Genomic DNA, 16184 nt, shown 5'->3' with positions numbered 1-16184 from the left:
CCGTTCGTTGTATTTTCGTTTAATCATTATTAACATCTTAACCAGCACTCATAAAGTGCCTACTAAGAAAATCTTAAGAAATTTAAAGATTTGATTTTCATTCCTGACCGGTTGTATGATGGGAAGAATCAAGCAAGACGTGGCAAGGCATGATAGGGTACGAGAGAGATGGAGGGTTTACATGAAAACAACAGCACGGGAAAGACGTCCCTTCGCGGAATGCATACCTGAACTGGTAGCAGCCGCACGCGGAGACCTAAAGGCAACCCTGATTATTCGAAACGTAAAGTTGGTCAATGTGGTATCCGGCGAGATTTTACCTGGAATGTCCATCGCGGTAAAGAACGCGCGCATTGTGTATGTAGGGCAGGATGTCAGTCATACCGTGGGCGAGCAAACTCAAATTATTGATGCAGGTGGAAAATATGCGGCTCCAGGTTTACTGGATGGTCACTGTCATATCGAAAGCACGCAGATGACGGCAACGGAATTTGCCAGAGCGGTGCTTCCGCTCGGAACGACGGGCGGTTTCTTCGATGCGCATGAAATTTCCAACGTGCTGGGTCTTGATGGACTCCGGTTCATGCTGGAGGAGGCCAGATCGACTCCGCTTGCAGCGTATATGCAGGTGGCTTCCTGTGTCCCGTCAACGCATCCGGGCCTCGAAACGACCGGCGCCTTTATCGGCCCGGATGAGGTTGCCGAAGCTTTGAGCTGGGGGGATGACATGATCGGCCTCGGGGAAGTGATGAACTTTCCGGGCGTGGTGTATGGCGACGAGAAGATGATAGGTGAGATTCAGGCAACGATACGGGCAGGAAAGCATGCAGACGGCCATTTTACCTGGAAATCGGATGATTGGCGTCTGCCGGTATACGCTGCAAGCGGCGTTAACGGTGACCATGAATGTGTGACCGCGGAGGATGTCATAGAACGCGTCCGGCTGGGTATGTACGCTAAAATGCGTCAAGGATCGGCATGGCATGATGTTGCGGCAACCATTAAGGCGCATACCGAGGGAGGCATCGACACCCGGCGGATGATTCTGGTTACCGATGACCGCAGCTCGGAATCGCTGATGAACGAAGGCCATATGAATTTCGTTGTACGTCACGCGATAGCTCAGGGGGTTAAACCGGTGACGGCCTTCCAAATGGCGACCATTAATACTGCGGAGCGATTTGGCGTTTCCAGGGATATAGGTTCGATCATTCCAGGTTCCTATGCAGATATCATTCTTCTTGACGGCAATCTAGCGGATGTAAATGTGGTTATGACGATTGCCGCGGGCAAGGTTGTCGCGCAGAACGGGCAAATGACTGCTGATTGGGAACGATATGAGCTTCCGGATCTGGCGTTTAATACGGTGAAGCTGGGCCGGAAGCTGAGTCCTGGGGACTTCGCTATTACGGCTCCGGTTGCCGAAGGGAAAGCGGAACTGCGGGCTATTGAGGTAGTTGAAAATCATGTGGAGACCATCGAAAAACGAGTACAGGTGGACGTCACTAACCACTTGGTGCAGCTTAATCCTGCTGTTGACCTCTGCAAAATGGCGGTGTTCGAGCGCCATGGCAAAGGAGGAGGCCAGGCGCTCGGCATCGTGAAAGGAATCGGCTTCCATAAGCCTGCAGCCATTGCGATGACAGTCGCTCATGACAGCCATAATCTGACGGTGATCGGCAATAACGATGAGCTGATGGCACGTGCAGGCAATATCGTAGCCGATATGCAGGGCGGAGTTGTGATGCTGACGGAGGACGGGATTTCCGAGTTTCCGCTTACGGTGGGCGGCATTATGTCGAACGAACCGTTTGAAACGGTAGCGCGGCAGTCCGAAGGCATCAGCCAGGCGTTGATTGAGGCGGGTTGTCCGCTGAATAATGCATTCATGACCTTGTCGCTGCTGGCGCTGGTCGTGATTCCCGAAGTCCGATTGTCCGACAAGGGATTGGTAAGAATATCTGCAGACGGCATAGATATCGTACCGTTGTTTACCGGCAATTAAACCGGGCAAAGTAAGCAGCAGGTATTGGAATACCAACCAAAAAGGGGAGCCTCATGGCTCCCCTTAAAATGTTGATTTTCGGATTGAATCTTGGTAAAATAGATCATACGGCCCTTTGAAAGGGTAATGGACATGAATATTCCTTCCTCATTATAACACCGGGAAAAGAGAATGTCAAATATAAAAAGGGGATGAAGACAGGCATGGACTTGAAAGATCAGGATTGGCAGTACGAACAGCAGCGGGTGGACAAGGTAACCGGTAAAATTGCCGCCCGCAAAGGAACGCTTGAAGCGGAAGTGGGCCTGGTTCGGGGCGATGTAGTTGAGCTGCGTAAAGATTTCTGGGATGAAGTCAGAGTCAATTTCAGCAGCTCCGATGATCTGGGAGAAACGTCCACCAGCTTGCGTCAGCAGTCCCAAGTATTATCCGAGCGGGAACGTGCCCATTTACAAGCTTCGGAAACGCTGAAAAAACTGAAGCTGCTGGTCAAATCACCCTATTTCGGACGCATCGACTTTACGGAAGAGGGAGATCAGAAGAGCGAAACGATCTATCTCGGCATTGCTTCTTTTCTCGATGACGATCAAGAGACCTTTCTGGTGTATGACTGGCGCGCTCCGGTATCCAGCCTTTATTACGACGGAGCTCCGGGGCAGGCATCTTATCAAACGCCAAGCGGTGAAATCAGCGGCATGATGGATCTGAAGCGCCAGTTCGTGATCAGAGACGGCTCCATTAAGGTCATGTTCGATACAGGCGTCACGATAGGCGATGAGCTGCTGCAGCAGGTGCTCAGCCACTCCTCGGATAACCAGATGAAGAGCATTGTTGCCACGATCCAAAAGGAACAAAACGCGGTAATTCGCAATGATAAAAGCCGGATGCTGGTCGTTCAGGGAGCTGCGGGCAGCGGGAAAACGTCTGCGGCACTCCAGCGGGTAGCTTATTTATTGTATAAATACAGGGAGACGTTAAAAGCGGATCAAGTGATCTTGTTCTCACCGAATCCGATGTTTAACAGCTATGTATCGACCGTTCTACCAGAGCTGGGGGAAGAAAATATGCTCCAGACCACGTTCCAGGCTTATCTGGAGCATAGGCTGGGCAGGGATTACGACCTGGAGGATGTATTTTCGCAAATGGAGTCGATTCTGAAAGCGGAGGAAGGTCCGTGGTTGAAAGTCAAACGGGCTTCCATTGCCTATAAATCCTCGCCGGATTTCTTGAAGGTCATCCGGCAATACAAGGATCATTTGGAGCATAACGGCATGAAATTCAAGCCGATCCGCTTCAAAGGACGGTTAATCGTCTCGGAGCAAGTCATGGAGGAGAAGTTTTATAGCTATGATCCGTCTGTAAGGCTTGCTAACCGGGTGGAACTCATGCGGGATTGGCTGCTGAAGGAGCTCGCCCAATTTTCCAAAAATGAGCGTCAGGCACCATGGGTGGATGAACAGATCGAACTCTTGGATCCCGATGAATATCAAAAAGCGTACACGCGCATCCGGCGCAAGCAGGCAGCGAAGAAAAGGGAGGGCTTTGACGACTTTGACCGCGAGCGGAGCCTACTTGCCAAAATGGTTGTGAATGAGTGGTTAAAGCCTGTACGGAAGTGGATCAAACGCATGCGGTTTGTGGATGTGAGGACGATGTACGAAAAACTGCTGACCGATCAGGAACTGTTCCTCGGCGTCAGCGGCGGAAGTGGACTTCCTGAAGAATGGAAGGAGATGGGCGCTCAATCCGTACAGCTGATGAAAGAAGGAAAGTTGGCATACGAAGACGTGACGCCTTACTTGTATCTGCAGGATCTCCTGAACGGATTTCAGATCAACAGCGTCATCCGTCATGTCTTCATTGATGAAGTGCAGGATTATTCTCCTTTCCAGCTGGAATACGTCAAAAGAATATTCCCTCGTGCACGGATGACGGCTCTTGGGGATTTGAACCAGGGGATTTATGCTCATACGGATGTGTTAGGAGGAAGTTTGGAGTCCTTGAAACAGCTGTATGGGGCGGAGGATACGGAGGTCATTTCACTGACCCGAAGCTACCGTTCGACGCTGGAAATCGTAGATTTCACACGCAGCATGATGCCGGGAGGAGAATCGATCGTTCCATTCAACCGCTACGGGGAAAAGCCGCTCGTGCGCTTGACGGAAGAGCGGGAAGAGCTGCACCGCAGCATCGTGGAGGATATCCGTCAGCTCAATGATCAGGGATACGAGCACACCGCGATCATATGCAAGACCGCGGAGGAATGCGAGCAGGTTTACCAGGCTTTAAAGGATGAACTTCCGCTCAAAAGAATTGCCAAAACGACGCCGTCGTTCGTGACCGGAACGCTTGTCATTCCTTCTTACTTGGCTAAGGGCGTTGAGTTTGATGCGGTTGTCATATATGATGCCTCCCAGAAGACTTACAGCAGAGAATCCGAACGGAAGCTGTTTTATACGGCCTGCACGCGTGCAATGCATCAGCTTCATATATACAGCCTGGGAGCACCCTGCAGATTTATCGGGGATGTTAGCGAAGATAAGTATGTTCTTCAATCTTAGTAGTTATAAGCGGGCAAATATCAAAAACCAGGGATGTCTTCCGTCCCTGGTTTTTTGTTTTGTCATGAATCCCTGGCAGCAAGCGTGGCCGGTTCGGTCAGAATGATGGAATTTTTATCATGAATAGACTTGCGGTATTGGGAAGGCGTGCAGCCCATGATCTGTTTAAATACCGTAATAAAATAGCTCAAATGATCAAAACCCGTTTCCATCGCGATGTCGACGATTTTCATGCTGCTGTTCTTAAGAAGCTTGCAGGATTTTGAAACCCGGTAATGGTTGATGTATTCCACCGGGCTTTTTTGGGTAAGTTGTTTGAAAAAACGGCAGAAATGACCTTCACTCATGCGGATCAATCCGGCCAAATCCCGGAGCTTCAACGATTCCCCGTAATGCTCGTGAATGAAGTTGAGAACGGTTTTGAGCCGTTCGATCTTGTCCGGGCTTCCGGAGGGCAGCTGCCGATGCGGGACAGGGGGTTCAGTATGGGCATACATGCTTGCGAATATCATATAGAGAAGACCTTTGGTAGATATTTCGTATGCCGGCGGGCGTTTTTCGTTGTCTTCCAGAATACGGTCCAGCGCTGTCAGCACCTCTTTTTCCCAGGCGGTATCACCTTTAATCAGGGGGGCGGGCTGAAAGCTTTGATGCAGCAGCGGTCCGATGTATTTTTCCTGAATCACATCGAAATCCGGGCTTGCAAGCAACTCGGGGCTGAAGACTACCGCAGAGAACACGCAAGGACGAGTCCCTTTTAAAATCCCTGCATGCAGCCTGCCGCTGTTGATGAACAAAGCCTGCCCCGCCTGCATTTCAATATCCGTCATATCGATTTGAAATACGGCGCAGCCTTGGCGGATCACGATAAACTCCATTTCATCATGCCAATGGCAGTCCAGAATGCTGTTGCCGCTGAGCTGCTTGATATTGGGATATATACTGACGGGATACATGGGTTGGCCATGTATGCGGTTTTCCCGGAGCATTTCACGATTCATGAACGGCACCTTCCTGCTGAAATTACAGCTTTTGTATTTCGGAATATCAAGATAATGATATATATGATCAAAATAGTATGAGAAAAATAATCTAATTATCAATATTATTATAATATACAAAAATTCAGGAGGGATCGATATGAAATTCACTGACGGTTATTGGCAAACCCGGGAAGGATACGAAGTGCAAAATCCGGCGGATATCCGGGATATCACACAAGTCGGCGATACCATGACGGTCTATGCGGCAACCAAAGTCATTGCTACAAAAGGCGATACGCTGAACGGCACGTTATTAAAAGCTTCTTACAGTTCACCGATGCCGGACGTGATCAAGGTAACGCTGAATCATCATAAAGGAAAAATGAATCTTGGCCCCGCCTTCGATATCCATGAACAGGAAACGGATGTAAGAGTTGAGATCAGCGAAGATCAAGCAGAACTTACTAGTGGCAGTTTGAGTGTTGTTGTTGACCGCAAGCAGGGCTGGAATGTGGATTTCCGGTATGCTGGCAAGCGGATCACGGGCAGCGGATGGAGAGCGCCGGCATATATCAAAGATCCGAAAAAGAAGGCATATTACCGTGAACAGCTGGATCTTGGAGTAGGCGAATATATTTACGGATTGGGTGAACGATTCACCCCGTTCCTGAAAAACGGACAAGTGGTGGAGATCTGGAACGAAGACGGCGGAACGAGCAGTGAGCAATCGTATAAAAACATCCCGTTCTATCTGTCCAATAAGGGCTACGGCGTATTCGTGAACCACCCGGAAAGGGTATCCTACGAAGTTGCCTCTGAAAATGTCTCCCGTGTCCAGTTCAGCGTGGAAGGGGAGAGCCTTGAGTACTTTATTATCGGCGGCGGTAGTCCGAAGGCCGTGCTCGATAACTACACGAAGCTGACAGGCAAGCCTGCGCTTCCACCCGCATGGACCTTCGGTCTCTGGCTGACGACCTCGTTTACCACCGATTATGATGAAGCCACCGTGAACCACTTTGTGGACGGAATGGCTGAACGCGACCTGCCTCTGGCGGTATTCCATTTCGATTGCTTCTGGATGAAGGAATATCAATGGTGTGACTTTGAATGGGATAAGGATATGTTTCCTGATCCGGAAGGCATGCTGCGGCGGCTGAAGGATAAAGGGCTGAAAATATGCGCATGGATCAATCCGTATATCGCGGAAAAATCCTACCTGTTTGATGAAGGCATGGAACATGGATATCTCGTGAAAACGACAGACGGCAGCGTATGGCAGTGGGATATGTGGCAGGCTGGCATGGCGCTTGTGGATTTCACCAATCCGGAAGCGGCAGCTTGGTACAAGAGCAAGCTGGCAACCTTAATTGATCAAGGCGTAGACTGCTTCAAGACCGATTTCGGCGAAAGAATACCGACCGATGTGGTCTATTACGATGGTTCGGATCCGCAAAAAATGCATAATTACTACACGTTTTTGTACAACAAAGCCGTGTTCGATGTGCTTGAAGAGAAGCTCGGAAAAGGCGAGGCAGCCTTGTTCGCGCGTTCGGCGACCGTCGGCGGGCAGCAGTTTCCGGTTCACTGGGGCGGCGATTGCTCGGCCACCTATGAATCGATGGCTGAAACGCTCCGCGGCGGACTGTCGCTCGGACTTTCCGGCTTCGGCTTCTGGAGCCATGATATCAGCGGATTTGAGAACACGGCTCCGCCGGATATTTATAAGCGCTGGGTGCAGTTCGGATTGCTGTCATCCCATAGCCGCTTGCATGGAAGCACATCGTACCGCGTGCCGTGGCTGTTTGACGAAGAAGCGGTCGATGTGGTTCGGGCGTTCACCAAGCTCAAATGCAGCCTCATGCCTTATCTTTTCAATTCCGCGGCCGAGTCCACCGTGCTGGGCTTGCCCATGATGCGTGCCATGATGCTTGAGTTTCCTGAAGACCGAACGTGTGCGGTACTTGATACGCAGTACATGCTCGGGGATTCGATCCTGGTTGCACCGATCTTCAACCCGGAAGGCCGGGTGGAGTATTATTTGCCGCAGGGGCGGTGGACGAATTATCTCACCAATGAGGTCAAAGAAGGGGGAAGCTGGCATCAGGAACAGCATGGTTATATGACCCTGCCGATCATGATCAAGCCGGGCAGCATCATTGCCGTCGGTCAAGAAGACAGCCGAACCGATTATGTTTTTGCCGAAGGCGTGTCGCTTCATGTGTTCGAGCTCGCCGATGGCGCGTCAGCTTCGACGGAGATTGTCAATTTGCAAGGTGAGAAGGTAATGGATGCAGCGGCCTCGCGCGCCGGAGATCGGATTGAAGTCGTTACGAAGGGGGGCAGCACCTGGTCGCTGGTGCTCAGAGGAGTATCTGAAGTGGCTTCAGTGGAAGGCGGTAGGGTTGAAACCTGCGAATGGGGGATCAGGGTCACACCGGAAAAAGGTATGTCCTCCGTATGCGTAACGTTGAAATAAGATGAAGTTTTAGTATAGACTTTTCATAGAAACCGGGCCATCCCTTCAGCAGTGTTGAAGATGCGGTCCGGTTTTTATATCATTTGAGCACGGACGTACTTTTATTTAATCAATGGGGTGAGTAATAATGTCCAATGCAAACGGCAGCATTTCCAGTTTATTTGCACCGGTAACCGATGAAGAAATCAGGATGATCGCGCAGGATACCTTCGGAACAGATTGCGAAGTGAGGCACATCTCCCTGCTCAAGGGAGGGCAGTTCAATACGACCTATCTTTTTGAAACGGAAGCCCCGGAGGGGAAATGGGTATTGCGCCTTGCGCCGCAGGAGCTTGAGCATTTATATTCGTTTGAAAAACAGATGATGGCTGTGGAGCCTTATATCTACGGACGGCTTCAGGAAGAAGGAATTCCAAGCTCGCGCGTGATCCGATACGATGAATCGGGCCGTTTAACCCAGAGACCCTACTTATTGATCGAATTTATCGACAGCATGCAGTTAAATGATCCAGCCATTTCACCAGAGGAATACAGCCGCTTGAAGGAAGAACTGGGCCGATATACACGGCAAATGCATGCCATCACTTCTGAACGTTTCGGGTGGCCGCAGCCGGATGGAACGATACGCGGGCATGAGACTTGGAGCGGGATGCTGATTGAACTTGGTGTAGAGGTGGCCGAGAGATGCAGGGAACATCATGTATTTGAAGACCATGTCTTAGATGAATTCGAGGCCGTCTTTAGCCGGAACCGGGCGCTTTTCGATGAAATTGCCGTTCCTTCGCTTGTACATAATGATCTCTGGGATCCGAATGTGCTCGTCCGCCGGGATGAACATGGAGAGCTGCATCTAGCGGCACTCATTGATGCGGACCGGGCCGTTTTTGCTGACCGTGAGTACGAATTTATCGTTTATGAGAATCATCCGAGCTTTATGAAGGGATACGGTACTGAGCTGTCGATGGACCTTTCCCCGCGCGCCCGGCGTACGGCTTATCAGATGATGTTGTCTTTTTTATGTGCCTTTGTATATGAAATCCAAATTGCTATGCCTGAAAACGCCATCTCGTGCAAGCAGGATGCCCTAAAGCAATTAATGGCTTTTCAGGAAATATGGCACGAAAATGCTCCTGACTGATGAATGTCTGTATAGTTGCGTGCGAAACAAACCACAATATAACGAGTTATTATCGAACGTAAAGGTGGTTTTGTCATGGAAGACAAGAAGTGGGATTTAGCGGCGCTTGCATCGATTCCTTTGATCATGACGCTTGGCAATTCCATGCTGATTCCCATTTTGCCGCAAATATCGCAGCAGCTTCATGTCAGCCCATTTCAGGTCAGTATGCTCATTACCGTTTACGCCGTGGTAGCCATTCTTTTGATACCCATTGCAGGCTATTTATCTGACCGCTTCGGGCGAAAAACCGTAATCATTCCAAGCCTCATTATCGCTGCAGCCGGTGGAGCTTTGTCCGGCGTAGGCGCATGGATGACCGGGGGACTTGCTGCATATTGGATTATCCTGGGCGGACGGTTTCTACAGGGAATTGGCGCTGCTGGAGCTTTCCCCATCGTGCTGCCGCTTGTCGGGGATATGTTCAAGGAAGAGGATGATGTGAGCAAAAGTCTTGGCATTATCGAGACCTCCAATACATTCGGCAAGGTACTGAGTCCCATCCTTGGGGCAGCGTTAGCCAGTGTGCTATGGTATCTGCCGTTTCTCAGCATCCCGGTACTGTGTGTCATTTCGCTGCTGCTTGTCCTGTTTTTTGTTAAAACGCCGAAGAAGAAAAATCAAAACGATAATACCATCAAACAGTTCCTTTCCGACACCAAAAGTATCTTGCGTGAAAAGGGAAGGTGGCTGTATGCCATTTTTGCGGTTGGCGGGATCAGCATGTTCATATTGTTCGGTGTTCTTTTTTATTTGTCCGAAACGCTTGAAAGCAAATACGGCATGCATGGGGTTGTGAAAGGCCTGGTACTCGCGATTCCGCTCGCCGTGCTTTGTCTGGCATCTTTTGTGGCCGGTAAAATCATCGGAAAGAATAAGAAGAGAATGAAATGGACCGGATTCGCGGGGATGGCGCTTTTGACCATAGGTCTTGTCATTACCGGGTTCAGCAGCCAGATATATTTTGTGGTGACGTTTTTTTCGCTGTGCGGAGCCGGCATCGGTACGGCCTTGCCTTGCATGGACGCCCTGATTACGGAAGGGATTGAGCAAAAACAAAGAGGAACCATTACCTCTTTATACAGCAGTATGCGCTTTATCGGAGTATCGCTCGGGCCGCCGGCAGTATCCCTTCTGATGAAGTCGAACCACTGGGTCCTGTTTGGAGCTATGGCTGTTGTGGGGGCAATAGGTGGTCTGCTGACGTTGTTCGCAGTCAAGCCCGAGGATAACAAAACGGATAAACCGACGGAGCGTAAATCCAAGCCTCCTGCTGGCATCCTGATGAACCGGGCCAAAGCCCGCTGATCCCCATAATAAAAGTGTGTCATGTCTGACGGCTTTCCCTTATACAATATAGTGATGTCCCTGTCCCTTGCGCCATTGTTCCGCGGACTGCACGATGAAGGCGCGGAACGCCGCCCGAAGCTCCTTGGCCGGGAGTCGTCTGATTTCATCCTTTCCCTTTACCGGTGCCAGAATTATTCCCGTGCATGACTGCAAACCATTGTAGGAATATTCACTTTACGCCAAAAAAACAAATGCTGCCGACCATAACTGGTGAAAAGGATGACGATGCGGCTCCCGCTGTTCCAAGGGGAGGGACATCTGCGATGAAAAACCAAGTCCCAATTCATATTGGGGCTTTTTTTGCTGTTTATGTCTGGTTTAATTTTTGTTCTCTTTTAAAATTTTTAAAAATAAGTATAAAAACAAATATATTTCTGCTATACTCAAGTCAATTCAAATAAAAACAAATAAAAACAAATTAAAACAAACAATGTGGGAGGCAACTCATTCATGGTACAAAGCCAGTGGAATCAAGAAGAAGCATCCAAACAACATGCGGGAGTAGACAAACTGGTCTACCGCTCCAATCTGATCGGCAGTGACCGGAGCGTATGCAACTGGGGCGGAGGCAATACTTCACTCAAAACCGTCGAGAAAGATTTCCGCGGTCGCGACGTGGAAGTGATGTGGGTTAAAGGCAGCGGCTCCGACCTTGCCACCATGAAAGCGCAGCATTTTACCGGGCTTCGTCTGGAAGATATCAAACCGCTGATTGAGCGCAGCGAAATGCCGGATGAGGAGATGGTTGCTTATCTGTCGCACTGCATGATGGACAGCAAGCATCCGCGCGCATCCATTGAAACGCTGCTGCATGCTTTTCTTCCTTATCCGCACGTGGATCATACACATCCGGATGCAATTATCAGTCTCTGCTGCGCGGATAACGGCCAAGAGATCGCTAAAGAGATTTATGGCGATACCTTTGTATGGGTGCCTTATATTCGTCCGGGCTTTACCTTATCCAAAATGATTGCTGAAGGCGTGAGAAATAACCCGAATGCCCAGCTCGTGCTGATGGAGAAACATGGTCTGGTCACATGGGGTGAAACTTCGGAGGCCTGCTACAACCAGACGATTGCCATGATCCAGAAGGCTGAAGCATACATCAATGATCACATTCAGGAATCCCGCATTTTTGGCGGCAGCCAAGTGGAGACGCTGGCTGAAGAGCAGCGTAAAGCCATCCTTGCAGAAGTGATGCCAGTCATCCGCGGTGCAGTCAGCGACGGCAAAAAAATGATTTGTACGTATGATGCCGGTGACGATGTGCTTCAGTTTGTGAACAGCAAAAATGCCAAGGACCTATCCCAAGTAGGGGCAGCATGCCCGGATCACCTGGTTCATACGAAGCGCACGCCATTATTTATCGATTGGACACCTTCCGCGGACGGAACTGCTACGCTGAAAGAAGCCGTACGGGAAGGTATTGAAGCATATAAAGAGGAATATAAAGCCTATTTCGAGCGCAACAAGCATGAAGGCGACGTGATGTTCGAAGCGGCTCCGCGCGTCATCCTGATTCCGGGTATCGGTATGGTGAATACCGGTAAAAGTATCGCAATGGCAGGGGTCAGCGGTGCGTTGTACCACCGGGCGATTGCCGTGATGAAAGGCTCGACTGCACTTGGCGAGTTTGTTTCCCTGAATGAAAATGAATCCTACAATGTGGAATATTGGCCGCTTGAGCTGTATAAGCTGACGCTGGCTCCTGCGGAAGCGGAATTTTCACGTAAAATTGCCTTTATTACTGGCGGCGCAGGCGGAATTGGCAGTGAAACGGCACGTCGTTTCGTATCCGAGGGTGCACATGTGGTCCTTGCCGACCTGAATCTTGAGGGCGCGGAGAAGGTAGCAGCCGAAATCAACGCGCAGTATGGTGAAGGCCGCGCCAAGGCTGTTAAAATGGACGTAACCAGCGAAGAGATGGTTATCGCGGCATTGGGCGAAACGGCATTAGCTTATGGCGGCGTGGATATTATCGTCAATAACGCGGGTCTTGCGACTTCCAGTCCGTTTGACGAAACTTCGCTGAAGGAATGGAATTTGAACATGAACGTGCTCGGGACCGGATACTTCCTCGTGGCCCGCGAAGCATTCAAACAAATGAAAGAGCAGGGCCTTGGCGGCAGCATGATTTTCGTAGCTTCCAAAAACTCGGTATACGCCGGCAAGAACGTAACAGCCTACAGCTCTGTCAAAGCGCTTGAGGCACATCTTGCCCGTTGTATTGCCGCTGAAGGCGGAGAGCATGGCATTCGCGTGAATACCATTTTGCCGGATGCGATCCTTCAAGGTTCCGCGATCTGGAATTCGGGCTGGCGCAATGAGCGTGCCGCTGCTTATGGAATTGAGCCGGACCAGCTGGAAGATCACTACCGCAAGAGAACGACGCTGCTCGTGAACATCTATCCAAAAGATGTGGCCGAAGGCATCGCCTTCTTCGCTTCTTCCAAAGCCGAGAAAACAACCGGCTGTATGCTCACAATTGATGGCGGCGTGCCGGCAGCATTTACGCGCTAAACCTTTTCGAATCCGCAATCATCCGATTTTGCAATAAGAAACAATCCCCGTCATCTTTCATGATTGGGGATTGATTTCTTCTTTGGAACAGATCCCAACGGTTATGAGAAAATGAATTCATATCATTTGGGGTAAAAGGAGGAGAAGCTTGAGATGAAAGTGTCGCTTTTTATTACATGCATCAGTGATGCGCTGTTTCCGCCCATTGGAGAGGCCATGGCTAAACTGCTTGCCCGATACGGCGTCCGTCTTCATTTCCCCGAGATACAGACCTGCTGCGGTCAGCCCGCCTTTAACAGCGGCTATTGGGATGAGGCACGGGCTTCGGCCAAAACCATTTTGGAAGCGTTTGACGACAGTGATTTTGTCATCGTCCCTTCGGGTTCCTGTACGGGCATGGTTCATCACTATTATCCTAAATTGTTTGCAAACGATGCGCTTCTTCTGGAAAAGAGCCAACGGTTAAAAGAAAAAACGTATGAATTCACCCAGTTTCTGGTTCAGGTGCTGGGAGTCACGGATGTCGGAGCCTATTTTCCGCACAAGGTGACCTATCATCCGTCCTGTCACGGTTCGCGGCTGCTCGGCATCAAGGAAGAGCCGATGCAGCTGATGGACCATGTGGAGGGAATGGAGTTTATACCGCTTCCGTATGCCGAGGACTGCTGCGGCTTTGGAGGCACCTTCGCCATCAAAATGAGCGAAATTTCGGGAGCAATGGTAGAAGAGAAAAGCCAGCATGTGCTGGAAACCGAGGCTGAGGTTCTCGTAGGTCTGGATATGGGCTGCCTGCTGAACATCGGCGGCAATCTGAAATTCCAGGGCAAGCCGGTTCGCGTAATGCACCTGGCGGAGCTGCTGTACGAGGGGGTGAAGAACCGTGAGCAAACCGCAGGGATCTAACGTCAAGGAGCGTGCCAAGTCGGCACTGAAAGATGAGTTCTTGATCGATGCCGTCAAATTCACGACCGAAAAGCTGAAGAACGGCAAAAAAGCGGCCACGGCGGAGCATGGCAACTGGGAGGAATGGCGGGAACGCGGCCGGCAGATCCGCCTCCACACGATCGCGCATCTTGATTATTATTTGAGTCAATTCATCGAAAATGCTCGGGCGCAGGGCGTTCATGTCCATTTCGCTCCGGAAGCGAAGGACGCTGCCCGAATCGCCATGGAGATCGCCAAGCACAAGGGTGCGAAGTCGGTCGTGAAATCGAAATCGATGGTGTCGGAAGAGGTTCATATCAACGAGGCTTTTGAGGAGCTTGGGATCGAGTCGATTGAAAGCGATCTCGGCGAATATATTATCCAGCTGGCCAATGAACCGCCGTCTCATATCATTATTCCCGCCATTCACAAGAACCGCTACCAGATTGCGGAGCTGTTGTCCAAGGAAGCAGGGGAGACACTGCCTCCAGAGACGAAAATATTGGCGGGGTTTGCCAGAAGAAAGCTTCGCGACAAGTTCCTTGAAGCGGATATCGGACTTACAGGCTGCAACTTCGGCATCGCCGAAACCGGCAGCGTCGTTATTTTTGAAAATGAAGGTAATGCACGCATGGTCAGTACGGTACCCAAAACGCAGATAACGCTGATGGGGATGGAACGGCTGATTCCTTCCTGGGATGATCTGGAGGTCATGGCTACACTTCTGCCAAGATCGGCTACGGGTCAGAAACTGACGGTGTATATGTCCGGCATTACGGGACCAAGACGCGAGCAGGACGGAGACGGTCCGGAGGAAATGCATATTATCATCGTGGATAACGGTCGTTCACTGCAGCTTGGAGATCCGGACTTTCAGGAGTTGCTGAACTGCATCCGCTGCGGTGCTTGTCTGAACGCGTGTCCGGTATACCGGCATATCGGGGGACACTCTTATCCGGGAACCTACAGTGGCCCGATTGGTGCGGTGCTCACGCCGGCACTGAATAAGAATACGCAGGAATGGCATGACATCGCCAATGCCTCAAGTTTGTGCGGAGCTTGCTATGAGGCCTGTCCTGTGAAAATACCTCTGCATGATATGCTCGTATATTTGCGCAACCGGAAAGTGGAACGGGGATTTACGGCTACTGGCGAGAAAATGGCCATGAAGGGGTTTAAGCTCCTGATGGGAAATCATAAACGCTTCCGCCAAGCAGTGAAGGCTGGTCAACTGGGTCAAAAGCTGCTTGTAAGAGATGGTTATATCCGTTCGCAAATCGGTCCGCTGGGGGGCTGGACAGCAAACCGCTACATACCTGCGCTGCCGAAACGTTCATTCCGTGAACAATGGGCCGGTATGTCCAGTGAGGTCGACAAATCAATGAAGCCTATGACGGGTGAAATGAAATCTAGAATGGAAGAGATTGTGAAGGCGCGAGGCAAGGGAGGTCATCACGGATGAGTAAATCCGATCCGGAATTTCTGTCGAAAATGAGCAAAGAATCGCAGGCAGCTGAGAAGCAGTTTATCGGTAATATCGCAAGCAGGCTGGGCCGCTCGGCCATCAGTTCGGCTCCTGAACATCCCTTCCGCGGTGCACCGGAATTCTGGACCTCCTATGAGCTTGGGCGGGAAGAACAGATCGCCCGTTTCATGAGCAACTGGGAGGCAGCGGGAGGGTTTACCGAAAGAACGGCTTCCATGTCCGATATTCCGGCTATCATTGTCCGCATTCTTGAAGAGATGAATGCTACGTCAACGATCCGGCAAAACCTGCCCGAGTTGGAGCAGCTGGGGCTGGATGAGAAGCTGCCCGAGCTTCGGCACTACGCCTGGGATGGTCTGGATGCAGAAGGCTCCTTACGTACCGCTGAACAAGCGGATGCCGGGATTGTTCTTGCTGATTTTGCCGTAGCTTATACAGGTTCGATGATCGTCACATCTTCAACGGAGAAGGGACGCTCCGTTTCGCTGCTGCCCAATATCCTGATCGCCATTATTTCTGCAGAACGGATGCATACCCGTCTTGGGGAAGTAATGAGCCGCGTCGCTGCGGTTCCGGGTGAGCAGTTTCCGGCAGGGGTGCATTTCATTTCCGGTCCAAGCCGGTCGTCGGATATCGAGAACGATTTGACCATTGGCGTCCATGGCCCCGGCGTAGCGTTTGCCCTGATCGTCGGATAAGGTT

At 50.7% G+C, this 16184-nt stretch carries 11 protein-coding genes; 10 read left to right on the top strand and 1 reads right to left on the bottom strand.

Annotated features, from left to right (window positions below; translation table 11 throughout):
* Positions 1-181 precede the first annotated feature (181 nt).
* Complete coding sequence (locus GRF59_RS08445; protein WP_160497141.1) at positions 182-2005, top strand: adenine deaminase; 1824 nt, start codon at positions 182-184, stop codon at positions 2003-2005.
* A 203-nt stretch (positions 2006-2208) separates the two neighbouring features.
* Positions 2209-4566 (top strand): RNA polymerase recycling motor HelD, encoded by a 2358-nt coding sequence (gene helD, locus GRF59_RS08440; RefSeq protein ID WP_160497140.1) that lies wholly within the window; start codon positions 2209-2211, stop codon positions 4564-4566.
* 62 nt (positions 4567-4628) lie between these two features.
* Here helD and GRF59_RS08435 read toward each other — a convergent pair whose 3' ends face one another.
* Positions 4629-5567, bottom strand: a complete 939-nt coding sequence (locus GRF59_RS08435) for an AraC family transcriptional regulator (protein WP_160497139.1) — start codon at positions 5565-5567, stop codon at positions 4629-4631.
* A 139-nt stretch (positions 5568-5706) separates the two neighbouring features.
* Here GRF59_RS08435 and yicI point away from each other — a divergent pair, with 139 nt between their 5' ends.
* From yicI to GRF59_RS08400, 8 genes are all read left to right on the top strand, one after another.
* Positions 5707-8025, top strand: coding sequence for an alpha-xylosidase (yicI, locus tag GRF59_RS08430; RefSeq protein ID WP_160497138.1), 2319 nt, complete (start codon positions 5707-5709; stop codon positions 8023-8025).
* A 127-nt stretch (positions 8026-8152) separates the two neighbouring features.
* A complete protein-coding gene (locus tag GRF59_RS08425) occupies positions 8153-9163 on the top strand; it encodes a phosphotransferase family protein (protein WP_160497137.1) in 1011 nt (336 codons plus the stop codon).
* 75 nt (positions 9164-9238) lie between these two features.
* Positions 9239-10510: a bacillibactin exporter BcbE gene (bcbE, locus tag GRF59_RS08420; protein WP_160497136.1), complete on the top strand. Its 1272-nt coding sequence runs from the start codon at positions 9239-9241 to the stop codon at positions 10508-10510.
* A gap of 164 nt (positions 10511-10674) precedes the next feature.
* On the top strand, positions 10675-10953 hold the full coding sequence (locus GRF59_RS29690; RefSeq protein ID WP_237391679.1) for a hypothetical protein: 279 nt from the start codon (positions 10675-10677) through the stop codon (positions 10951-10953).
* Between the two features lie 49 nt (positions 10954-11002).
* Positions 11003-13072, top strand: coding sequence for a bifunctional aldolase/short-chain dehydrogenase (locus GRF59_RS08415; protein ID WP_160497135.1), 2070 nt, complete (start codon positions 11003-11005; stop codon positions 13070-13072).
* 153 nt (positions 13073-13225) lie between these two features.
* Positions 13226-13975, top strand: a complete 750-nt coding sequence (locus GRF59_RS08410; RefSeq protein ID WP_160497134.1) for a (Fe-S)-binding protein — start codon at positions 13226-13228, stop codon at positions 13973-13975.
* On the top strand, positions 13953-15458 hold the full coding sequence (locus tag GRF59_RS08405; RefSeq protein WP_160497133.1) for a LutB/LldF family L-lactate oxidation iron-sulfur protein: 1506 nt from the start codon (positions 13953-13955) through the stop codon (positions 15456-15458). The genes GRF59_RS08410 and GRF59_RS08405 overlap by 23 nt, the downstream gene beginning before the upstream one ends.
* Positions 15455-16180, top strand: a complete 726-nt coding sequence (locus tag GRF59_RS08400; RefSeq protein ID WP_160497132.1) for a LutC/YkgG family protein — start codon at positions 15455-15457, stop codon at positions 16178-16180. Before GRF59_RS08405 ends, GRF59_RS08400 begins: the two co-directional genes overlap by 4 nt.
* Positions 16181-16184: the final 4 nt, after the last annotated feature.

It is taken from the genome of Paenibacillus dendrobii, assembly GCF_009807035.1.
GTDB lineage: Bacteria > Bacillota > Bacilli > Paenibacillales > Paenibacillaceae > Paenibacillus_AQ > Paenibacillus_AQ dendrobii.
The sequence above is the reverse complement of the archived record's forward strand: the minus strand, read 5'-3'. Positions and strand labels throughout refer to the sequence as shown.

Coding starts and splice junctions, on each gene's coding strand:
- GRF59_RS08445 (WP_160497141.1), top strand. CDS start 182: ATGAAAACAACAGCACGGGAAAGACGTCCCTTCGCGGAATGCATACCT.
- helD (WP_160497140.1), top strand. CDS start 2,209: ATGGACTTGAAAGATCAGGATTGGCAGTACGAACAGCAGCGGGTGGAC.
- GRF59_RS08435 (WP_160497139.1), bottom strand. CDS start 5,567: ATGAATCGTGAAATGCTCCGGGAAAACCGCATACATGGCCAACCCATG.
- yicI (WP_160497138.1), top strand. CDS start 5,707: ATGAAATTCACTGACGGTTATTGGCAAACCCGGGAAGGATACGAAGTG.
- GRF59_RS08425 (WP_160497137.1), top strand. CDS start 8,153: ATGTCCAATGCAAACGGCAGCATTTCCAGTTTATTTGCACCGGTAACC.
- bcbE (WP_160497136.1), top strand. CDS start 9,239: ATGGAAGACAAGAAGTGGGATTTAGCGGCGCTTGCATCGATTCCTTTG.
- GRF59_RS08415 (WP_160497135.1), top strand. CDS start 11,003: ATGGTACAAAGCCAGTGGAATCAAGAAGAAGCATCCAAACAACATGCG.
- GRF59_RS08410 (WP_160497134.1), top strand. CDS start 13,226: ATGAAAGTGTCGCTTTTTATTACATGCATCAGTGATGCGCTGTTTCCG.
- GRF59_RS08400 (WP_160497132.1), top strand. CDS start 15,455: ATGAGTAAATCCGATCCGGAATTTCTGTCGAAAATGAGCAAAGAATCG.